Raw genomic sequence first — 21,941 nt, forward strand, 5'->3', positions numbered from 1 at the left:
GAAACGGACTGCCGGAACTGGCGGTCACCGAAACGAATTCCCAGGCAGTCGAGCGTCCGGGAGGCTGACGGCTCCAGGAACCAATCCGTCGCAAGTGCATTTGGTTACGAGCCGTGGGAGTTTAGCGTTGGCGCCAAGAGCAAACTGGAAGGGTTTTCTGAAAGTAGCGGAGCTTACTTGCCCCGTTGCCCTTTATACCGCCGCTTCAACTTCCGAAAGAATAGCCTTCCACACGCTCAACCGCGCAACGGGACACAGGGTGCATCGGCAGTTCATCGATACGGACAACGGCAAGCCGGTAGAGAAGGACGACCAGGTCAAGGGCTACCCCGTCGGCGACAATAATTACATCGTGCTTGAGCCTGACGAGATTGCTGCCGCAGTGCCGGAGAGCGACAAGACGCTTGCTGTCGAGGCGTTTGTGTCATGCGATGATGTGGATGACGTCTTCTTCGACAAGCCCTACTATCTGGCCCCGAGCGACAAGCATGGCGAAGAGGCCTTCGCTCTTATCCGCGACGGTCTGGCCAAGAAGAATGCCGTCGCCGTCGCGCAGACCGTGCTGTTCCGCCGCGAACGTACGCTGTTTATCCGCGCTTTCAATGGCGGGCTGCTCGCCAACACCTTGCATTTCGACTATGAAGTGCGCTCCGCCAGGGAAGCATTCAGCGACGTTCCCGAGATGAAGATTACTGGCGAGATGCTGGATCTTGCCAAGCACATTATCGAGACCAAGCGTGGAACATTCGATCCGTCCCAGTACAAGGATCGGTACGAAGCCGCGCTTGCGGAACTTGTGCGGGCAAAGCTCGAAGGCAAGCCTCTTCCGGAGAGGAAGCCGGCCAAATCCGAAAAGGTCGTGGATCTCATGGAAGCCCTGCGCCAGAGCGCCGGTGTCGGAAAGAAGGAAGCCAGCGCCAGGAAAGGCCCCGCCCGCAAGGCGAAAGCGGAGCCCGCACGGAGGAAGGCGAGCTAGTCCATGGTTGCTCTTGAAACATACCGCAAGAAACGTGATTTCAAGACAACGTCCGAGCCCCGGGGGCGCAAGGCCAGGAAGACCGGGAACAGTTTCGTCATACAGAAACACGATGCGACGCGGCTGCATTACGATCTGCGCCTGGAAATGGACGGCGTATTGAAGAGTTGGGCTGTTACGCGCGGCCCGAGCCTGGTTCCGGGTGAGAAACGGCTCGCGGTTCATGTCGAGGACCATCCACTGGAATATGGCGACTTCGAAGGTACGATTCCCAAGGGGGAATATGGCGGCGGCACCGTCATCGTCTGGGATCGCGGGACGTGGATTCCGGTCTTCGATGAGCATCGAGGCTACCAGAAGGGCCATCTCGAATTCGAGCTACATGGCGAAAAGCTGTCTGGACGCTGGCATCTTGTGCGCATGCAGGGCAAGCCGCGGGAAAAGCGTGAAAACTGGTTGCTGATCAAGGGCGAAGACGAGGCAGCCCGCTCCGAAAGCGATCCGGATATTCTTGAAGAACGACCAGAGTCGGTGAAGACCGGGCGCCAAATCGCGGATGTCGCCGGCGAACAACCGGGTTGGTCATCCAAGACCGGCAAGATCAGCAAGAGCAAATCGTCGAGCAAGGCGGCCAAGGGCAAGACATCACCAGCCATGGCAGCGGAACCGGACATCCCAGATCCTTCCGGCTTGAAGGGCGCCAAAAAAACGGCTCTACCGTCGTTTGTGGAACCGACGCTGGCGACGCTTTCGCCGAAGCCACCGACCGGCGACCGCTGGATTCACGAAATCAAGTTCGACGGCTACCGCCTGCAGGCGCGCATCGAAGCCGGACGAGTCAAGCTTTTCACCCGCAGCGGCCTCGACTGGACCAAGAAATTCGGCAAGGAGATCGTCGCCGCCTTTCAGGATCTGCCTGTCGGCACTGCCCTCATAGATGGCGAAGTGGTGGTCGAGACCGCCGGGGGAGCCTCGAACTTTTCGGCGCTCCAAGCTGCCCTCAGTGACAATCGCACCGACCGCTTCGTCTTCTACACCTTCGACCTTCTCTATCTCGATGGTTTCGATTTGCGTGGTCTGCCCCTGATTGAACGCAAGGCGCTGCTTGAAAAACTCGTGTCAGGAGCGCCAGGGCTGATCAGGTATAGCGGACACTTCGAAGAGAACGGCCCCCTCATACTCGATCACGCCTGCCGCCTCAGCCTTGAAGGAATCGTGTCGAAACTGCGAGATGCCCCCTATCGTTCCGGCCGGGTCAAGGACTGGATCAAGTCCAAATGCTCGCAGCGACAGGAATTCGTCATTGCCGGCTATGTACCTTCGACCACGTCGCGCAAAGCCATCGGTTCGCTCGTCATGGGCGTTTACAATGGCAAGAAACTCGAGCATGTGGGCCGCGTTGGCACGGGCTATAGCACGTCCGTGGCCGAGGACCTATTTAGCAAGCTGGAACGGATCCGCACTCCGGAGAGCCCTTTTGCCGAACGCCTGAGCGCGGAGGCGGCAAGGCAGGTGCGCTATGTGAAACCGCAACTCGTTGCCGAGGTGGAATTCCGGACCTGGACTTCGGACAACATTCTCCGCCATGCTGCCTTCCGAGGCCTGCGCGAAGACAAGGATGCCAGCGAGGTCGTGCGCGAAACGGCGAAGACCAGGGCTCCGGCGACACCCGAGAGGTCAAGCGTGAAACTCACCCATCCGGATCGCATATATTGGCCTGGAGAAGGCGTCACCAAGGAAGGGCTGGCCGATTACTATACGGAGGTGTGGAAATACATCGCCCCGTTTGTCGTTGGGCGTCCACTCGCCTTGCTTAGGGGACCGGAAGGCATTACCGGCCAGACTTTCTTCCAGAAGCACGCCTGGAAGGGCCTCAACTCCAATATCGTGCTGGTGAAGGACCCAACGGACACCGACGACGAACCACTGATCAGCATCGATGACCTCGACGGATTGATCGGCCTCGTCCAGTCGGCGGTGCTCGAGATTCACCCCTGGGGCTCGACTGTCGCCAATTGGGAGCGCCCGGACATGATCATCATGGACCTTGACCCGGGAGACGGCGTTGCCTGGGACGAGGTCATCGCGGGCGCTCTTGAAACCCGCGAGAGGCTGGAACGTGCAGGGTTGAATTCCTTTATCAAGACATCCGGCGGCAAGGGGCTCCATGTCGTAGCGCCAGTCAAGCCAAAGGCTGCCTGGCCCGAGGTCAAGGCGTTCACCAAGGCTATCGCCGATTCCATGGCCTCCGATAGTCCGGATCGCTATGTCTCGACCATCACCAAGTCGAAACGCAAAGGCAAGATCCTCATCGATTACCTGCGCAACCAGCGGGGCATGACCGCGGTCGCACCCTATTCGACGCGGGCCCGCCCGGGTGCGGCCGTTTCCATGCCCCTGGAATGGGACGAACTGACGCCGGGCATTGGGCCTGCTTATTTTACGGTCTTGAACACTCCGACGCGGCTTGCCTCGCTCAAGCGGGATCCATGGGCGGACTTTAGATCAGCCGCCGCTCCAATAGAAAAATCGAAGAAGAAGCCCTGAGCAAATCCTGTCTGATCAGGAAGTGTGCGCTAGCTTTTCTTCGACTTGCCCTCGCTGGCGATGCTCTTCTTCAAGGCATCCATGATATTGATCACGTTGGTCGCGGGCTCCGGTTCCGCCTTGGATTTTGCCGGGCGCTTCTTGCCCTTCTTCTTCGCCGCGATGATCTCCAGTAGACGGTCCTGCACCGGATCATCGACCATCTTGGGGTCCCACGGCTTCATCCGCTCATCGATGAGCTTCTGTACCAGGGGCATCAGCTTGCTATCGGTTTTATCCTTCTTGATATCGCCGAAATAAGCTTCATGATCGCGCACCTCGTCGCCATATCTCAACGTCCATAAGATGATGCCGCGATCCCGGGGCTCGATCATCACCGCCCGCTCACGCCGGTACATCACCAGCCGCGAAATTCCAACCTGTCCGGTAGCCTCCATTGCATCGCGAATAACCGAGAACGCCTCCTCACCCACCGGATCGTCAGGAGTGAGATAATGCGGCTTGTCGTACCAGATCCAATCGATACTGTCGCGCGGCACAAACATCTCTATGTCGATCGTGCGCGTGCTTTCGAGCCCGACAGCATCGATCTCGGCATCCTCGAGCATGACATATTCGTCTTCGCCCCGCTGATATCCCTTTACCTGCTCGTCATCGTCCACAGCCTTGCCGCTGACTGCATCCACATACTGGCTCACGACGCGGTTTCCGGTTTTCCGGTTAAGCGTGTGAAACTTCACCTTTTCATTGTCGGTGGTGGCAGGAACCATCGCCACCGGGCAGGTGACCAGCGAAAGCTTCAGATAGCCTTTCCAGAATGAACGTGGCGCCATGCCTTTCCTTTCCTCTCCCTATGCCGAACGGGCGGCGTGCGATTGTCACCTTGCGCCTTTTTTAACCTCCAGGGAACAGTCCCGCCACAAGCGGCGTTCATCAAGCGCAACAGCAAGGTGAAAAAATGCAGCCGGATTATGCGTATTATGCAGAGCTACTTGGTATAAAACTGGTCGATCCGGAAACATTCACCCTAAAACGCGAACCACTAAAAGATGGTTTCCAATATATTTGGACCAATGGCCGTCCCGTCTCGAAAAAACATGTCGAGCGCCTCACGGCCCTCGTCATACCGCCTGCCTGGACCGAGGTCTTTTGTTGCGATGAGTGCGACGGCCATATCCAGGCTGTTGGCATAGATGCGTTGGGGCGCCGCCAGTACATCTACCACCCGAGATGGGAAGGCGTACGCAACAGCATCAAGACGCGCCGTCTTCTGACGTTCGGCAAGGCACTGCCGCATATTCGCAAGCGCATCCTTCGCGACATGAAACGCCCTCCGACGTCGAGCCGACCGCTGGCTGCGCTGGCAGTCAAGTTGATCGACCAGAAGGCTTTTCGACCGGGACATGAGAAATACGCGAAAGATGGCGGCCGCGGCGTCGCTTCCCTCAAGAACAGCGATCTGAAGATCAACGGAAATGTTGCCAATTTCGTTTTCCCCGGCAAGTCGAAAAGAAAGAACGAGATTACTATCAAGGATCGCGCCGCTGTCAGGCGCTTGAAGACATTGAAGCGGCGCGGACGGTTGTTCCAGTACAAGGATAACGAGCGCTGGCGCAGCCTGCACGCGGGAGACCTCAACAATTATCTGCGCGAGATTGCCGGCGCAAAGGTCAGCGCCAAGGATTTCAGGACATTTCACGGTTCCGCTCGTGCATTGGAGATCCTGGCACAGGTCGACGCCAAAACCGAGTCGGCCCGGAAGCGGGCCCTGGCTGCCGCCATGCGGGAGGTCAGCGAGTTTCTTCGCAATACCCCCGCGGTTGCGCGATCAAGCTACGTTCACCCCGTTGTGACAGAATGCTTCAACGCCGGAGAGCTCGATAGATCACTTCTCCGGGCGCCGCATCGCAAAGGTCTCAGCGGACCCGAGACCGGCCTGATGAGGCTTCTCGAAAGGTTGCCCGATGTTTTGCCAGGCGTGGGTACGAACCAGTGACCGGCGAGCGCGGAAAAACAACATTTGCCCTGCCAGATTTGTCTCCGCACGCCGCTCTTTTGCAATGCGGTAAGTGGCCGGTGGACAAGGCGAATCCGTTTCGATTTGCAGCGGCATTGAAAATGCGCTTAGCTTTTTTCACATCGCCGCAAGTGCAACCCAGCGGATTGGCGGCCCGCTTTGAGATGTGTTCTCGCTGAACGGATGGGAGCGTATCATGGCATTCACAGACAGAGACAGGCGTATATTCGCAACGACCGATTGGGAGACCATGCAGCGTGCCCACAACCGGGCGTCGCAACTGCTGGATCGTTGCCCGAGGACCCACGAGCGTTGCAATGACCTCGCCCGGATCATCATGGCCATCTTCGAAAGCGGGGTCCGCGACGAGGACGAACTGGCGGCAATGGCTGCCAATCGAGAGCTGAACTACATGGCGGGGCGAGGGATCTTTCAAAAACCCTTTCCCTTCAAGAAGCCGGCGCATGCAACGCGGGAGTCTCTGACCGAACACTGAAAAGCACACGGCTGCATTGATATACACTGGCTACGGCCGGACCGGTTGCCCCTGTTGCTCAGCCACAAGCTGATCGAAAAGCTCCAGGCCCGGAACAGGAAAGGCTATCGCATTGCCCTGCAATGTGTCGCAGCCCAGGCGCCGCAAAAGCCTGACATGTGCCAGTGTCTCCACACCCTCGGCGATGACATCTATCCCGAGCGCTCTGGCAATATCGACAATCGACCTGATCAGACTTCTTTGTTCGCGTGATGTGGTGATCGGCATGACCAGCCGTTGGTCGATTTTCAGTCGTTGCGGCTTGAGCTTCAGCAGTCCGATAATCGATGCGTGTCCCGAGCCGAAGTCGTCCACCTCGATATCTATCCCCATCTGCCGCAGCGCCGATATGTTCATCATCACGTCCTCCTCGATATCATCGAGAAAGACCGTTTCCAGAAGTTCAAAGGAAACCGTACCCGGCTGGATGTTCAGGCCCTTGATCTGTTCCATCAAGGCAGGGTCTGACAGACGCGCCGCGGATGTGTTGACAGCGATCCGCGGAACGTCGATGCCCCTGCTTTCCCAGGCCTCCCGGTCGCGCAACACGCGTCTGAGAATTGCTGCGTCGAGCTCTGCCAGCAGGCCAAGCGTCGCCGTCACTTTGAGAAACGCTTCAGGCAGGAGAATTCCCCGCTGGGGATGCTTCCAGCGCGCCAGTGCCTCGATGCCCGCGATACGGCCGGTTCGGGCGTCCACCTGGATCTGGTAGAATGGCACGAACTCATCCCGCTCGAGGCCGAGTTTGACGTGCTCGGCGATACGACGGTTGCGAGACAGCTCGGTTTTCAGGTTTGGGGCGAAGAACTCGACCCTGTTACGCCCGAGTTTCTTGGCGCGGTAAAGCGCAATGTCTGATTCAGCCAGAAGGTTTGCGGCGTTTCCATCGTTCATCCAGGCCACGCCTATCGATGCACCTGCCTGGAGAAGCGAGCCGCCATAGGATACTCCCTGCTTGAGCAGCCTGACGATGTGCTGTGCCACCACGCGAATCTCTTCCACCGTATCGAAGTCCGGCAGCAGGACCACGAACTCATCGCCGCCCATCCGGGCGACGAAGCCGCTCACCGGAACGACGGAGGCGATCATGAGCGCAGCGGACTTCAGGACAGCGTCGCCTGCCGCATGACCCGCCGTATCATTGACCTGTTTGAAATAATCGAGATCGACGTGCAGAATCGCCAGGCGGCTTCGATCGGGATCATTGGACAATTCCGAGAACCGCCTGTCGAAGTAACGCCTGTTGGGCAGGCCCGTCAGGTAATCATGTTCGGCGGCATATTCGATCTGTGCGGTACTTGCCTCCAGTGCCACTGCCCTGGCTTCGGCGATCGACTTCTGGTGCGTCAACTCGCGATTGAGCATGACGTCTGCCGTAACATCCCATTCCGCGCCCACATAGGTTGTCGTTTCGCCATCCTCGTAGTAATGCGCTCGCGACCTGAGATAACGCACGTCGCCGTTTAGCAGAATGATCCTGAACTCGGAGGAATAATCGCCTTTGCGCTGGATCGCTTCCTCGAACTCCCTCTCGGCTCTTTCCCGGTCGTCGGGATGGATCGCCTGCACCCAGACGTCGGATGTCACTTTCCGCTGCGTCTTGCCGGTCGCGTAGAGGCGGTGCATCTGCAGATCCCAAAGCACCTCATTTTTGGCATTGTGTTCCCACACGCCGATCTGCGAGGCGTCGAGAGCAAGCTCCAGCCGCCGTAGGACGCTTTGAAATTCCCACTCTGATCTCGCAAGTCTCATATTATGTCTGTTATTTCCCCGCTCCCCGTAGCCTATTCTGAATGAAACTCTCTTAAGAATATATTGTTGCAATGTCGCTGCCCTGCGTGTCGCGGTTGAATAAACTCCTTGGTTTCGGGCCGGAATCCCAAAAAATCAGAGAAATATTAACGGTCACGATGCCATTGATATATCGGCGCTGACGTCAGCAACCTGACGTGGGGATTCATGGTGGGAACTTGGTGGATTTGCGAATGTCGCGCTATTTTGACCGGCTGTGGTTCCGGGCAATTCTGATTGTCGTTCTGGCTGCTGCCGGTGCCCTGTGCGGGATGTGGATCGGCAGGCTTGTCGTCATCTCCAGCGACCGGGGCGAGATGCGGATTTTTTCAGAACAGCTTCTGGATCGCGCGGTTCAGGTCTTTACTGAAGCGGACATGATGCTGACCGTCATCAACACGTCCCCCTATCCGTTCTGTTCCGACAAGGAAATATCCTACCTGCGCGACGTCCTGTTCGGCACCAGGTACCTCAAGGACATGGGAAGAGTGAGGGAGGGCCTTTTTCACTGTTCCGCCGTCTTCGGTAACGGCAAGACGCCAATGCCGCTTAACAAGCATGACCTTGAAACCCCCGGAGGCAAGCTGGTTTACGCCAACTCGCGGCTGGCCATATCCAAGTCTACGGCGCCGATAATCGGTATTGGCTACGCCAACGTGGTGCTGGACCCTGCTTCTTTCGAGCCGATGAAGAACGCTGCCTATACGTTCAGCGTCATGTATAATCCGCAAGGCATCGCGTCGACTGTCGGCATGTTCGGCACGTTGGATATAGGCAAGATCGATGACAGGTCGCCCGATGCGGTCGGCCGGATCGAGGACATCGTCTACCGCAATGCATGCCGGGAGATGGCCTGCGTCTCCGTGAATGCTGAAGTCAGTCAGCTTGAAGCGTCGGCAGAGCCCATCACCTCGATAATCACGATACTTGGCGCCACCCTTGGCGGCGCTCTGGCGATCATCCTCATCCTGCTACAGCGTAACAATCTGAGCCTCAAAACAAGGTTGCAACAGGCGATAGGCCACAACAGGCTGACGGTGGAGTACCAACCCATAGTTGACGTTACCAGCGGCCGCCCGGTCGCGGCGGAGGCCCTTGTCCGTTGGAGGGAAAAGGGCGAATCCATCCCTCCGGACGTGTTCATTCCCGTTGCCGAAAAGGCCGGGCTGATCAATCGCCTCACTCTGTGCGTTATCGACCAGGTTCTCAAGGACATGGCAGCGGTCCTGAATGCCAATTCCGGCTTTCACATCAGCGTCAATATCTCGGCGGCGGATTTGTTCAACCGTGACTTCAGCGCCGCACTCGCGCTTCGTCTCGAGAGTGCAGGCGTTGCCAGCCAGCAGGTCGTGCTTGAGATCACCGAACGCTCCACTGCCAACGCCGCCGGCGCCATAGAGGCCATCAAGCGGTTGAGATCCAGCGGGCACCGCATCTTCATCGACGATTTTGGCACCGGATACTCCAGCCTTGCCTATCTCGGCGAACTCAACGTCGATGGAATCAAGATCGACCGCTCCTTCACGCAGACGATCGGCACCGGTTCCGTATCCGTGTCCATTGTTCCCCAGATCATAGGCATGGCCCATGTGCATCATCTGGATATAGTCGTCGAAGGCATAGAGACGCCTGCACAGCGCGACTATTTTGCTGCTCTCGTACCCAAGGTAGATGGGCAGGGCTGGCTTTTTGGCCGTCCTGCAAGTGCGGCTTCAATCCGGGAAATGTTGAACTCGGCTCCCGCGCATCGGTCCCCGCCCCAACGCGCCGACTTGAAATCCCTTCAGCATCGATCGCATGTAAAGTGAGCCAGGACGCACTCGCCTGAAAAGGCGCCGGTAGAACAGGAAAGGAAACGCAGTGGAGGAAGACGCCGCCACCTTCGCCGCACGGCTTAAACATCGTGCCCACACCTATGGTTTCTTGACATGTTTCCTGTTGGTCGCTTCATCGATCGTCGGCGACGCCGGCGGGCCGCTATTCAGCTGGCTCTGGCCCCTGATGATCATTGGTGGTCTCGCAACACTTTTCCTCGCGGTCTATCTCCGGTTCGATGCTGCACTTTTCCGGTACATCGCGTCCCACGAGGACGAGACTGAGGGCTGCCGCGCCGTAGACGATCTTCTTGCACGCATGCATCTGCGCAAACGGCCGGATCGGACACGTCCTCTGCATGCACGCATGACGCGAACCAATAGCCTCTTGATGAAACTACACCTTGCTTTCGCGGCTTTTCTTGCTTTATTCGCTGCGATAACAGCCTATGGGTTGTGGACCGGTTAAAAACAACCGGAGGGGGCATATGATCGAGAACAAACCGCTGCGGCGAGTGGCTGCCATGGTGCTCGCCGGGGTCGCGCGCGCCATAACCGGCGTGCGGCCAATCTGGCAGGGCTGTGCGCCATCGAAGCGCCAGCGCATCTACTTCGCCAATCACTCCAGCCACGGCGATTTCATCCTGCTCTCCACATGCCTGCCCCCGGAGGAACGCCAGCGAACGCGTGCCGTTGCCGGGGCTGACTACTGGCGAAAAAACAGGATCCGGCATGTGCTTGCCCGCGACTTGCTCAACACAGTCCTTGTCGAACGCACCGGAGCGGAGCGCGCGCAGGACCCGATGGCCATCATGCTTGGTGCCCTCGAGGAGGGTCATTCGCTGATCATCTTTCCGGAAGGCACGCGCAATATGACCGGCGAGCCGCTGCTTCCCTTCCGTTCGGGCCTGTATAACCTTGCCTTTGCGCGGCCCGATGTCGAACTTGTTCCGTGCTGGATAGAGAACATGTCGCGCGTTCTCCCCAAGGGAGCGTTCCTGCCCGTGCCATTGCTTTGCCGCGTCATCTTCGGCACGCCTGTCGAGCTGGGACCGAATGAAGATCGCCACGTCTTTCTTCAAAGGGCACAGCATGCCCTGCTTGAACTCAATCCGGAACACCAGAGGTCGCTCAATCATGGCTGAAACGATCTGGCTGTTCCTTGGTCTCCTCGGCATATTGACCACCGCCAGTGGAGTCGCGACGGCGCTCAGTTGGAAAAGCACACGCAAGGGAGATGCGCTGCCGGCGACACTGGGCAATTTGAACTCGCGCATCAAGGCGTGGTGGATCATGATTGCCGCGATCTCCATTGCCTTCCTGTTCGGCAAGGGCGGCGTCATCCTGTTGTTCGCCTTTGTTTCCTTTGCAGCCCTGCGAGAATATGTGACGCTCACGCACACACGCCGCGGCGATCACTGGATACTGCTCGGCATGTTCCTGGTGATCATTCCGGTGCAATATTATCTGCTGTGGATCGAGTGGTACGGCCTGTTCGCCATATTCGTTCCGGTCTATTGCTTCCTTGCAATGCCTGCGCTGACAGCAGTCTCTGGCGATACGGAACGGTTCCTCGAACGCGTCAGCGAGCAGCAATGGGGCCTTATGCTCTCGGTCTATTGCCTCAGCCACGTACCGGCCCTGCTCACACTGCCGATAGCGGGGTTCGAAGGCAAGGGACTGCTGCTTATCGCCTTTCTCATAGCGACGGTACAGGGTAGCGATGTGCTGCAATACGTCTTCGGCAAACTATTCGGCAAGAACAAGGTCGCGCCGAAAATATCGCCATCGAAGACCTGGGAAGGCTTGATCGGCGGTGTCATCAGCGCGTCGCTGCTTGGCGCTTCGCTGTTCTGGCTGACGCCATTCTCACCCTTGCAGGCCGGCTTGATGGCGGGTGTCGCCTGCATCATGGGGTTTTTCGGCGGATTGGTTGCCTCGGCAATCAAGCGCGATCGCGGCGTCAAGGATTGGGGTCACATGATCGAAGGGCATGGTGGCATGCTGGACCGGGCCGACAGTCTGGTCTTTGCCGCCCCGGTATTCTTTCACCTGGTCCGCTATTTCTGGGTTTAGCAATTTTGCTCTAGAGCAAATCTGCTTTTGCCAGATCGCGCAAAAGATGGCTTGCCCCATAGGTCCAGGGCGCGCATTCGGTCGAAAGCCTTACCCGATTGGACAATGTCCCAAGTGACGGCGTAGAGATGGAAACGACGTCGTTCATCTTGTGGGTAAAGCCCTTGCCCGGTCCATCGCGGTCCTTCACAGGTGCGAACATGGTGCCAAGGTAAAGTACGAGGCCATCCGGATATTGATGATGCCGGCCGATAGTGGCTTCAACCAGCGATTCCGGGGTGCGCGAGATTTTCGCCATGTTGGAATGTCCGTCAAGCACGAACCCGTCCTCTCCCTCGACCCGCATGCTGAGTTCTGCGGACTTGACGGTTTCAATCGTAAAATCACTATCGAACAGCCGGACAAACGGCCCCACCGAACCGGAAGCATTATTGTCCTTCGCCTTGCCGAGCAGCAATGCCGAACGTCCTTCCACGTCCCTGAGATTGACGTCGTTGCCGAGCGTTGCGCCAACGATGCGTCCGGTGCTTGATATCACCAGCACGATTTCCGGTTCCGGGTTGTTCCAGCTGGATATGGGGTGAAGGCCGACATCTGCACCAAAACCGACCGTCGACATGGGCTGTCCCTTGCTGAAGATTTCCGCATCCGGGCCGATTCCGACTTCCAGATACTGGCTCCAGACGCCGCGTGCGATCAAGGCCTCCTTGACCTGCATCGCAGCCGGGGACCCCGGTACGATCTTCGAAAGATCCGCACCTATAAGCTTGAGAACATCCTCGCGCAGCGAGTCAGCCCTTGCCTTGTCGCCCTTTGCCTGTTCCTCGATCACTCGCTCGAGCAGGGAAGCGACGAAGGTGACGCCGGAAGCTTTGACGGCCTGCAAGTCGATGGGCGAAAGCAGCGCCGGTAACTCGGGGTCGTAATTCTCCGACCAGCTGTTTTCGATGATTTGGCTGGCATCGCCGCATCTCGCGCCGGGTGCACCGGCCACATAGGAAGCCGGGTTATCGAGTTCGGCAATGTCCCGCACTGTCGGTGCATTTCTGCTGGTGATGTCGAAGACTCCGCCGTCACGGATCGTGACGATCCGCGGATAGGCATGGCCGGGCAACTTGGCGCGTCCAACAAGAACACCGGAGCTGGGGATAATCGTATCTGGCATATTCTGTTTCCTGAACAAGCATAGGATCGGCGCTCCAGCTGCGAGGTGGCGCGACGGTTGCGGAACGCTGTTATGCGGCACCGGTTCGCGGCGATCAAGCCACTGGCTGCAATCTCCTGCAATGTAGACGTGCGGGCACACCTTCGCATTTCTTGCGGTAAGTTTTGGCTTACGCCTCATCCTGACACAAGCCTGTCAGCATGAAATAAAATCCGCGTTGCCAATTGCCTTGCAAATTGCTGAGTTCTGCACTTGTCAGGCAACACTCCGCCCATCAAACCGTTCAGGACCATCATGAAGCCGACCGCTTATCAACTGGGCCTGATTTTTGTGGCCGCATCCGCCATCGCATGGAGCCTTGCGGGGCTGTTCACACAGGTCATCCCGCAAGATAGCTGGACGATCCTGGCCTGGCGCGGCATCTTCGGCTCTCTCGGCATAGCGGCGGTGATGGCCGTTACCGACCACGGCCGGATCTTGTCCAGCTTCCGCGATCTGGGCCGTTCGGGCTGGCTCTTTGTCGCCGTCTCGGCACTCGGCATGGTGTTTTTCATCTGTGCGTTGAAAGAAACCACCGTCGCCCACGTGGCCGTCATTTACGCGACCATTCCGTTCGTGGCTGCACTCCTTGGCTGGATCGTCCTTGGCGAAAGATCGACATGGAGTGCCATCCTCGCCAGCGTCGCCGCGGCAATCGGCGTCGTGCTCATGGTAGGCTTTAGCGTCGAAGGTACACTTTTTGGCGATGCGCTCGCTTTTGGTATGACGCTGTGCATGGCGGTGCTCATGGTCATTATCCGGCGCTCGCCCGATATTTCCGTCATGCCGGCCGCCTGTCTTTCGGCTCTGGTCAGTTCGCTGGTTTGCTGGCCGCTTGGCAATCCGCTGGCGGTATCCGCCCATGATCTCCTGCTCATCGCCCTTTTCGGTCTCCTGGTTTCGGCCGTTGGCCTTGCCCTCTTCACCCTTGGCGCCAAACTCCTGCCGCCTGTGGAAACTGCGCTGATCGGGTCGCTCGATGCGCCGCTCGCACCCTTCTGGATCTGGCTCGTCTTCAACGAAGTTCCGAGCAAAAGCACAGTGTTCGGCGGGTTGATCGTACTCGCTGCTGTGGTCATGCACGTCGTGATCGGGGTATCGAACAAGCCGGCTCCGCAGAAGTTGAATCCCTAAATCTTTACGCTGATTGACAAGCTGAGCCAAAACCGCAGAAAATCCAGCCACCATTCGAGGTCGGGGGGCACGCGCCAATGTTGGAAGCCGTCATAAAGCCGGACGTTCATGCGTTCTTCGACAAGCGAACATGTTCCGTGCAGTATGTCGTTGCCGATCCTGCCACCCGGAAGTGCGCGATCATAGACGCCGTCCTGGATTTTGATGAGAAATCGGGAGCGACGGCGACCCTCAATGCCGATTGCATCCTGCAATTCGTTGAATCGAATGGCTTGAGCGCCGAGTGGATCCTGGACACCCATCCTCACGCCGATCATTTTTCCGCCGCAAGCTATCTGCGATCGAAGACAGGCGCTGCAACTGCCATTGGCAGCCATGTTGTCGAGGTGCAGGCACTGTGGAAGCAATTATATAACTGGCCGGATTTTCCTGCCGACGGATCGCAATGGGACAAGCTTTTTGACCAGGGAGATCGGTTCTGCATTGGCGAACTGGAGGGCCATGTGATGTTTTCGCCCGGCCATACGCTCGCTTCCATCACCTATGTGATCGGCGATGCCGCCTTCGTGCATGATACGGTGTTCATGCCCGACGGCGGAACAGCCCGTTGCGACTTTCCCGGGGGGAGCGCCGCACAATTGTGGCAGTCCATTGCTTCGATCCTTGCGCTGCCGGAGGAGACGAGAATCTTCGTCGGCCACGATTATCAGCCCGGAGGGCGCGACCCCTTGTGGGAGAGCACCGTCGCCGAGCAAAAATTCCGGAATATTCACGTCTCTGCGTGCAGGTCAGAGGCGGAGTTCGTGGCCATGAGGACAGCTCGCGACAAGACCCTGCCAATGCCCCGGCTGATTCTGGCTGCCCTCCAGGTCAATATGAATGGTGGTCGGCTGCCCGAGCCGGAAGCAAATGGAGCCCGTTTCTTGAAGATCCCGCTGAATGCCCTCGGCGACACGAAGTGGGACTGACAGGTTTTGCGCCCAGAAGGTGGAAGACTTGCATTGTCAGGTCATGAGCGCCAAGGTATGCCGATGACCAGAATGACAGGTCACGGCAGGACATGAACAAGATTGAGCTCGACAAGGCGCAAAGTAATATCACCGAGACCAATCCGGCCCGGCTTGGTACCAGGCTGAAATTGGCACGGCAGACGCGCGGCCTCACACTGAAGGCTCTTTCCGAAGCGGCCAATTGTTCGGAAAGCCTTCTGTCTAAAATCGAGAATGGCAAGGCCTCGCCCTCGCTTCCCATGCTTCACCGGCTGGTTCAGGTCCTCGAAACCAATATCGGCTGGATGTTCGAGGAGTCCGATGGGGAGGAAGGCATTGTCTTTCGCGCCGGCGCAAGGCCGCTGATCGCACTCGATCCCTTGCGGCGCGGCGAGGGCATATCGCTCGAGCGCGTCATTCCCTACTCGCAAGGGCACCTCCTCCAGTGCAATATTCATCATATCGAAAAGGACGGAGCCAGTGCCGGACCGATCCAGCACGCAGGTGAAGAAGTTGGCTACATCCTCGCGGGCGAGGTGGAACTTACCGTGGGTGAGAAACAGTTTCAGCTGGCAGAGGGAGACGCCTTCGTCTTCAGCTCCGATCTGCCCCACTCGTACCGCAACACCGGCGACAAGCGCGCGAGCATCTTCTGGGTCAACACGCCGCCGACGTTCTAGACGACGCCTGAAGCTTTTTTGCACGCGATCGAGTTCGACAAAGACGTTTTCAAACTACTTGACATGCATTCAAGTCTCTTGAATGATGCCCTGCGTTCAGTTTTACAATGGGCCCCGTTATGGGCCATCCATCAGAAAAAAAGGGGAATCGGAATGCGTTTGAACAAAGTACTTTCCGGCTGCACAGCAGCCATCGCAATGACTCTCGCGCTCGGGGCGTCTGCTTGGGCCGACACTTTTGCCCTCGTGACGATCAACCAGCAGGCACTCTTCTTCAACCAGATCAACGAAGGCGCACAGAAAGCGGCCGACGCCGCCGGTGCCAAGCTGGTTATCTTCAACGCCAACAATGTTCCAAGCGCACAGAATGACGCGATGGAAAACTACATCACCCAGAAGGTCGACGGCATCATTCTTGTCGCGATCGATGTTAATGGCGTTAAACCCGCGATTACCGCTGCCAAGACCGCCGGTATTCCCGTCATCGCCATCGATGCGCAGATTCCGGAGGGCGACAATGTAGCGTTCGTCGGCGTCGACAATACCAAGGCCGGTGAAGATATCGGCAAGTTCTATGCCGATTACGTGAAGGCCAACATGGCCGGCACCGCCAAGATCGGTGTCATCGGTGCGCTGAATTCTTTCATCCAGAACCAGCGTCTGGACGGGTTCAAGAAGGCAGTTGCCGATAGCGGCCAAAAGATCACCTTCCTCGATACGGTGGACGGCCAGAACGTGCAGGACGTGGCATTGACTGCCGCTGAGAACCTGATGACCGCCAATCCTGACATGACGACACTCTACGCCACCGGTGAACCCGCTCTGGTCGGCGCAGTCTCGGCGGTAACGAGCCAGGGCCGCACGGGCGATGTCAAGGTCTTCGGATGGGATTTGACCAAGCAGGCTGTCGAAGGCATCGACGCCGGTTGGGTCACAGCCGTGGTACAGCAAGATCCGGCCGGTGAAGGCAAGGCTGCCGTCGAGGCGCTGGTCAAGTTGAAGAAGGGCGAAAAGATCGAGCCGATCATCAATGTCCCGGTCACGATCGTTACCAAGGAAAATGTCGATCAGTTCCGCGGCATGTTCAAATAGAACATGGCTGTGAGGGCGCGGCCGCACATGCCGCGCCCGCTCCTGTTTCATTTTAACCCCATGGTATTGCGATGAACGATATTGGCAATGAAACTTACCGGGTCCGCATGACCGGCATATCCAAGCGGTACAACACGATCCAGACGCTCGACAACGTCTCGCTCAGCCTCAGGCCAGGTGAAGTGCTCGGCCTCGTCGGCGACAATGGCGCGGGCAAGTCGACCCTGAGCAAAGTGTTGTCCGGCGCAGTCATACCAGACGCGGGCACCATCGAGATCGATGGCAAGGTCGTATCGTTTTCCTCCCCCGCAGATGCCCGGTCGGAACATGTGGAGATGGTCTATCAAGACCTTTCCCTTTGCGACACGGTCGATGTCGCCGGCAACATTTTCCTCGGGCGCGAGCCGAGACGGCGGATTCTCGGCGTGCCCTTTCTCGACAAGAAGCGCATGCACGACGAAGCCCGGGCCATGCTCGACCGCCTCGGTATCGTCATCGCCGATACAGGTCTCAAGGTTGAAAACCTCTCAGGTGGCCAGCGCCAATCCATCGCTATTGGCCGGGCTGCATCGTTCGAGCCGTCCGTCCTGATCATGGACGAACCCACGGCGGCTCTCGCCGTCGCCGAGGTCGAGGCCGTTCTTGACCTCATCCGCGCCGTCAGCGCCCGCGGCGTAAGCGTCATTCTCATCACGCACCGCCTGCAGGATCTGTTCCTTGTCTGCGATCGTATTCAGGTCATGTACGAAGGCCGCAATGTCGCCGAACGGCGTATCGAGGACACCAGCATCGAAGACGTCGTCAACCTCATTGTCGGTCGCAAATTCCAGGCGCGGTCGGCTCGCCGCAGCGAAGACAATGGAGTACGGCCATGAGCAATCCATCGACGTCAAGCAATGACGCCCTGCACCCGGCAGCGGCCCAGACACGCGTTCGCAAAAGCACTCTGCACGACCGTTTCATGGCCAATGGCAGCGTCGTCTCCATCGCCATATTCTTCCTCGTCGTATGTCTCTTGTTTTCGGGCATCACGGATGCCTTTCTAACTGCACCCAATCTCCTCAACATCGTCAGGCAATCGGCACCCTTGCTGATCGTGGCTGCTGCCATGACCTTCGTAATCACCACCGGGGGAATTGACCTCTCTGTCGGGTCAGTATTGGCGCTTGTGGCTACCCTCTCCGCCGTCACACTGCAGGCGGGCCTGCCCTGGCCATTGGTTATCATCGCCATGCTCTTGCTCGGCGCTGCCGTCGGTGCAATCCAGGGCTTCTTCATCGCTTACGAGCGCATCCCCGCGTTTATCGTTACGCTAGCCGGGCTTTCCGTCATTCGCGGAATAGCCCTTCTGATCACTGGCGGTTATTCCATTCCGGTCGAGGCGACCAGCCCTTTCACGGTCATAGGGCGTGCGTGGTTCCTCGGCGTTCCCGTCCCTGCCCTCATTGCTCTTGTCGTGCTTGTCGTCGCGTATCTCGTTTTCAATGAAACCCGCTTCGGCCGTTATGTCACCGGCATAGGCGCCAATGCCGAGGCCGTGCGCCGCGCCGGTGTCGATACACGCCTCACGACGATGATGGTCTATATCCTCTCGAGCACTGCGGCTGCAGCGGCTGGCATCATTCTCGCTGCCCGCCTCGGCTCCGGTTCGTCAAATGCCGGACAGGGATTCGAGCTTGAGGTAATCGCAGCGGTCGTCCTTGGCGGCACCAGCCTCTTCGGTGGTCGGGGAACACTCGTCGGCACCGTGCTCGGAGCTCTGACCGTCGCCGTTATCGGCAATGGCCTTATACTCGCGCACATGTCACCGTTTTTCACGCCCATTGTTACCGGCACGATCATTCTCGTCGCAATCTGGCTGAACTTCCGGCTGTTTCGCGGCGCGATCCGGAGCAGATGAATGACGGGGCTCGATTTTGAAAGCGGACCGGCAGGACGTTTGCCAATCGGCGTGAATTCCGGGATGGTGATGACCGTTCAGGGTCCGGTTCCGGTCGCTGAAATGGGCATCACGCTGATGCACGAGCATATCCTGCTCGATGGTGCAAGTTCATGGAAGTGCCCATGTCATCTCGAAGAAAGGGCGATCGCGCAGCAGCCCGTCTCGATAGAAATCATCGGCGAGCTGCGCATGAATCCATATATGAATCGCGATAACGTTTCCCTGGACGATTCCGACCTTGCCCTTTCCGAGCTCAAGCGCTTTCAGGCGCTCGGCGGCCACACAGTCGTTGATCCCACCAATATTGGCATTGGCAGGGACCCGGTGAAGCTGCGGCGGATCTCGCGCATGTCCAATCTGAAGATCGTCATGGGCTCCGGGTTCTACCTCCAGCATACCCATCCCGAATGGCTGAAAGACATGGATGTCGATGCCGTCACCGAATTTATCGTCAATGATGTTGGCGGCAAGGACACCCAGCCCGAGATAATGGCAGGAATTATCGGCGAGGTCGGCGTCAGCAAGGATTTCACATCCGAAGAGCGCAAGTCGCTGCGCGCCTCGGCCCGCGCGTCTCGACTTACGGGGGTTCCGCTCTCGATTCATTTGCCAGGCTGGGAGCGTCTGGCCAATGAAGTGCTGGACATTGTCGAGCATGAGGGCGCTGACCTGCGCCACACCATTCTCTGCCACATGAACCCCAGCCATGAGGACTTGCCCTATCAGGCGAGCCTTGCCGAGCGCGGTGCGCTTCTGGAATATGACATGATCGGCATGGACTATTACTATGCCGATCAGGATGCCCAATCGCCTTCCGACGAACAGAATGCCCGTGCCATCCGCTCTCTCGTCGACATGGGCTTCGGCGACCGCATTCTGCTTTCGCAGGACGTCTTCCTGAAGATGATGCTCACACGCTACGGCGGCTTCGGCTACGGCTATATCCTCAAGCACTTCGTGCCGCGCCTGAAGCGCCATGGCGTCGACGCTGCAACCATCGAGCGCATGCTTGCCGACAACCCGAAATCTGTATTTTCCGCGGCGGCCTGATCGCTGCTTTTTGCTACAAGGAGTTTTCATGTCCAGACACAAAGTTCTTCTCGCGGGCGAGTCGTGGGTCTCCACTGCCACCCATATCAAGGGTTTCGATCAGTTCCCGACGGTCACGTACCACACAGGCGCCGACGAGTTGCTGAAGGCGCTGAAGGACAGTGATTTCGACGTGAAATTCATGCCTGCGCACGAAGCGCAACGGGATTTTCCGCAGACCATCGAGGCGTTGTCAGAGTACGAGGCAATCATTCTTTCCGACATCGGCGCCAACACACTGCTGTTGCATCCCGACACATGGATACACTCGAAGACCACGCCGAACCGCCTTCGCCTGTTGCGTGATTACGTCGGCAATGGCGGTGCATTGCTGATGTTTGGAGGTTACTACAGTTTCCAGGGCATCAACGGCGGCGCGCGCTATCACAGAACTGCGGTCGAAGAAGTCCTGCCCGTCACCTGCCTCTCCGTCGATGACCGCATCGAGGTCCCTGAAGGCTTCACCCCCGTCGTCACCGGCGCCGGCGACCATCCCATCCTGCAGGGTCTCGGCAAGGATTGGCCGATCCTCCTTGGATACAACGAAGTCACGGTCAAGGACGATGCGGAAGTTCTTGCTACCGTATCCACCGACTATGGCTCGCAGCCGCTGCTCGTCACGGGAACCTATGGCAAGGGCCGTACGCTTGCCTGGACGTCGGATGTGGGACCCCATTGGCTGCCGTCGGAATTCATCGCATGGAAGGGCTACAAGACACTGTTTGAACAGATGCTCGCCTGGGCGGTCGCAAAAGATTGACCCAAAGCACGATTGATACCAGCGCCCGGATCGACGGTGAGCGCCTCCTGAAACGGCTGGACGAGTTTGCTGCCATTGGCGCCACACCCGCCGGAGGCGTCAACCGCCAGGCGCTTTCCGTCGAAGACCGCGCTGCAAGGGCAAGGCTCGCAGCTCTGGCGCAGGAGCGCGGCTTTGCCGTGTTCCAGGATCCGATGGCAAATCTCTTCATTCGCAGACCCGGCGTCTCCGACGACCTCCCGCCCTTCCTCATCGGCAGCCATCTCGATAGCCAGCCGATGGGGGGGCGGTTTGATGGCGCGCTTGGCACCTTGTCAGCTTTCGAAGTGCTTGAGACGTTGGAGGACGCCGGCATCCGAACTCCTATGGCTGTGGAAGTCGTCGCCTGGACAAATGAGGAGGGCAGCCAGTACTCGCCCGGCTGCATGGGTTCGATGGCATTTGCCTCGGGTGCGATCCCCGGCGAATGGCAGGCGGCCCGCTCTCCTGACGGGAAAGTGCTCGGCGAAGAGCTCACAGCAACGCTCGACGCGCTTCCTCGAGCGATCCAGCGTCCCTTGGGAGGTGCAGTCTCCGGTTACCTTGAGGTTCATATCGAGCAGGGGCCGACGCTCGAGCGCGAGAACATCCCTATCGGCATCGTTCATGCCATTCAGGGCACGCGATGGCTTGAGGTCGTCGTCACTGGTCAGACTGCCCATGCAGGCACGACGCAACTCTCGTTCCGCCGCGATCCGCTCGTGGCAGTCACCGATGCGCTGCAGGACCTTTACAATACCGTCATGCCCAATGATGAGCGTGCCCGGCTCACAATCGGTCGCATCTCGGTAGAGCCCGCTTCGATCAACGCTATCCCCGGCAAGGTATCCTTCAGTGTCGACCTCCGCCATCCGGACGCCGCCGAACTGGCGCGGCTTGAGAACCATGTTCGCGCCATTTGCGAAACCAAGGCCTCTGCGCTTGGCTGCGAAGCAACCATCCGCCGCACATTCGACATGCCTCCAGCGCAGTTTTCGCCGTCGCTGCTGCAGGCGGTCGAACAGGCCGCATCACGCCTTGCAGTCCCGTTCAGGCCAATGCTGTCTGGCGCCTTCCACGACGCGCTTTTCCTCGCGCGCGTAACAGACGCCGCCATGATTTTCGTGCCTTGCCGCGATGGACTCAGCCATAACGAAGCCGAATTCGTTGAGCCGGAACACTGCGTCCTCGGCGCTCAGGTCCTGCTGCACTCTACCCTGGCCGCCTTGGCTGCTTACCGATGATCCATCTCGCATCAATCGAGTGAAGCGCTAGAG

At 58.4% G+C, this 21,941-nt stretch carries 20 protein-coding genes; 17 read left to right on the plus strand and 3 right to left on the minus strand.

All coding sequences use genetic code 11. From position 1 onward, the window contains the following. Positions 1 to 127 precede the first annotated feature (127 nt). On the plus strand, positions 128 to 976 hold the full coding sequence (gene ku, locus CU100_RS24065) for a non-homologous end joining protein Ku (RefSeq protein WP_106719161.1): 849 nt from the start codon (positions 128 to 130) through the stop codon (positions 974 to 976). A 3-nt stretch (positions 977 to 979) separates the two neighbouring features. Beyond that, on the plus strand, positions 980 to 3,523 hold the full coding sequence (gene ligD, locus CU100_RS24070; RefSeq protein WP_106719162.1) for a DNA ligase D: 2,544 nt from the start codon (positions 980 to 982) through the stop codon (positions 3,521 to 3,523). Positions 3,524 to 3,552: 29 nt separating this feature from the next. On the opposite strand, the gene ku (CU100_RS24075) is transcribed toward ligD, so the two are convergent. Then, on the minus strand, positions 3,553 to 4,356 hold the full coding sequence (gene ku / locus CU100_RS24075) for a non-homologous end joining protein Ku (protein WP_106719163.1): 804 nt from the start codon (positions 4,354 to 4,356) through the stop codon (positions 3,553 to 3,555). Between the two features lie 125 nt (positions 4,357 to 4,481). On the opposite strand from ku (CU100_RS24075), the gene CU100_RS24080 reads away from it, so the two are divergent. Together CU100_RS24080 and CU100_RS24085 are read left to right on the plus strand one after the other, a co-directional pair. Then, positions 4,482 to 5,519 carry a DNA topoisomerase IB gene (locus CU100_RS24080; RefSeq protein ID WP_106719164.1) on the plus strand — a complete coding sequence of 346 codons (1,038 nt, stop codon included), beginning with the start codon at positions 4,482 to 4,484 and terminating at the stop codon, positions 5,517 to 5,519. A gap of 217 nt (positions 5,520 to 5,736) precedes the next feature. Continuing rightward, complete coding sequence (locus CU100_RS24085) at positions 5,737 to 6,036, plus strand: hypothetical protein (RefSeq protein WP_183635504.1); 300 nt, start codon at positions 5,737 to 5,739, stop codon at positions 6,034 to 6,036. A 30-nt stretch (positions 6,037 to 6,066) separates the two neighbouring features. On the opposite strand, the gene CU100_RS24090 is transcribed toward CU100_RS24085, so the two are convergent. Then, on the minus strand, positions 6,067 to 7,827 hold the full coding sequence (locus CU100_RS24090; RefSeq protein WP_106719165.1) for a putative bifunctional diguanylate cyclase/phosphodiesterase: 1,761 nt from the start codon (positions 7,825 to 7,827) through the stop codon (positions 6,067 to 6,069). Between the two features lie 233 nt (positions 7,828 to 8,060). Between CU100_RS24090 and CU100_RS24095 the strand changes: the two genes are divergently transcribed. Genes CU100_RS24095 through CU100_RS24110 form a run of 4 tightly spaced genes read left to right on the plus strand, consistent with a single transcriptional unit; the run spans position 8,061 to position 11,756 of the window. Continuing rightward, on the plus strand, positions 8,061 to 9,674 hold the full coding sequence (locus CU100_RS24095) for an EAL domain-containing protein (protein WP_106719166.1): 1,614 nt from the start codon (positions 8,061 to 8,063) through the stop codon (positions 9,672 to 9,674). A 52-nt stretch (positions 9,675 to 9,726) separates the two neighbouring features. Then, a complete protein-coding gene (locus tag CU100_RS24100) occupies positions 9,727 to 10,149 on the plus strand; it encodes a hypothetical protein (RefSeq protein WP_106719167.1) in 423 nt (140 codons plus the stop codon). Between the two features lie 19 nt (positions 10,150 to 10,168). Beyond that, entirely contained in the window at positions 10,169 to 10,825 is a 657-nt protein-coding gene (locus tag CU100_RS24105; protein WP_106719168.1) for a lysophospholipid acyltransferase family protein, read from the plus strand. Beyond that, the gene (locus tag CU100_RS24110) at positions 10,818 to 11,756 is read left to right on the plus strand and encodes a phosphatidate cytidylyltransferase (RefSeq protein ID WP_106719169.1); all 939 of its coding nucleotides are present in this window, start codon (positions 10,818 to 10,820) and stop codon (positions 11,754 to 11,756) included. The genes CU100_RS24105 and CU100_RS24110 overlap by 8 nt, the downstream gene beginning before the upstream one ends. Before the next feature lie 10 nt (positions 11,757 to 11,766). Here the strand turns inward: CU100_RS24110 and CU100_RS24115 are convergent, their stop codons facing one another. Beyond that, entirely contained in the window at positions 11,767 to 12,921 is a 1,155-nt protein-coding gene (locus tag CU100_RS24115) for a fumarylacetoacetate hydrolase family protein (RefSeq protein WP_106719170.1), read from the minus strand. A gap of 294 nt (positions 12,922 to 13,215) precedes the next feature. Here CU100_RS24115 and CU100_RS24120 point away from each other — a divergent pair, with 294 nt between their 5' ends. From CU100_RS24120 to CU100_RS24160, 9 genes are all read left to right on the plus strand, one after another. Further along, the gene (locus tag CU100_RS24120) at positions 13,216 to 14,094 is read left to right on the plus strand and encodes a DMT family transporter (RefSeq protein WP_106719171.1); all 879 of its coding nucleotides are present in this window, start codon (positions 13,216 to 13,218) and stop codon (positions 14,092 to 14,094) included. A 77-nt stretch (positions 14,095 to 14,171) separates the two neighbouring features. Beyond that, entirely contained in the window at positions 14,172 to 15,062 is an 891-nt protein-coding gene (locus CU100_RS24125) for an MBL fold metallo-hydrolase (RefSeq protein WP_106719172.1), read from the plus strand. Positions 15,063 to 15,154: 92 nt separating this feature from the next. Then, positions 15,155 to 15,763, plus strand: a complete 609-nt coding sequence (locus tag CU100_RS24130; protein WP_106719173.1) for a cupin domain-containing protein — start codon at positions 15,155 to 15,157, stop codon at positions 15,761 to 15,763. A gap of 153 nt (positions 15,764 to 15,916) precedes the next feature. Continuing rightward, a complete protein-coding gene (locus tag CU100_RS24135) occupies positions 15,917 to 16,855 on the plus strand; it encodes an ABC transporter substrate-binding protein (protein WP_106719242.1) in 939 nt (312 codons plus the stop codon). Between the two features lie 71 nt (positions 16,856 to 16,926). Then, positions 16,927 to 17,730 (plus strand): ATP-binding cassette domain-containing protein, encoded by an 804-nt coding sequence (locus CU100_RS24140; RefSeq protein WP_106719174.1) that lies wholly within the window; start codon positions 16,927 to 16,929, stop codon positions 17,728 to 17,730. Next, positions 17,727 to 18,755, plus strand: a complete 1,029-nt coding sequence (locus CU100_RS24145; protein ID WP_170113957.1) for an ABC transporter permease — start codon at positions 17,727 to 17,729, stop codon at positions 18,753 to 18,755. The genes CU100_RS24140 and CU100_RS24145 overlap by 4 nt, the downstream gene beginning before the upstream one ends. Beyond that, positions 18,756 to 19,847: a phosphotriesterase family protein gene (locus CU100_RS24150; RefSeq protein WP_106719175.1), complete on the plus strand. Its 1,092-nt coding sequence runs from the start codon at positions 18,756 to 18,758 to the stop codon at positions 19,845 to 19,847. Between the two features lie 28 nt (positions 19,848 to 19,875). Beyond that, entirely contained in the window at positions 19,876 to 20,646 is a 771-nt protein-coding gene (locus CU100_RS24155; RefSeq protein ID WP_106719176.1) for a glutamine amidotransferase, read from the plus strand. Positions 20,647 to 20,657: 11 nt separating this feature from the next. After that, a complete protein-coding gene (locus tag CU100_RS24160) occupies positions 20,658 to 21,908 on the plus strand; it encodes a Zn-dependent hydrolase (RefSeq protein WP_106719244.1) in 1,251 nt (416 codons plus the stop codon). Positions 21,909 to 21,941: the final 33 nt, after the last annotated feature.

Origin of the sequence: Phyllobacterium endophyticum (genome assembly GCF_003010935.1) — a bacterium.
GTDB classification, from domain to species: Bacteria; Pseudomonadota; Alphaproteobacteria; order Rhizobiales; family Rhizobiaceae; genus Phyllobacterium; species Phyllobacterium endophyticum.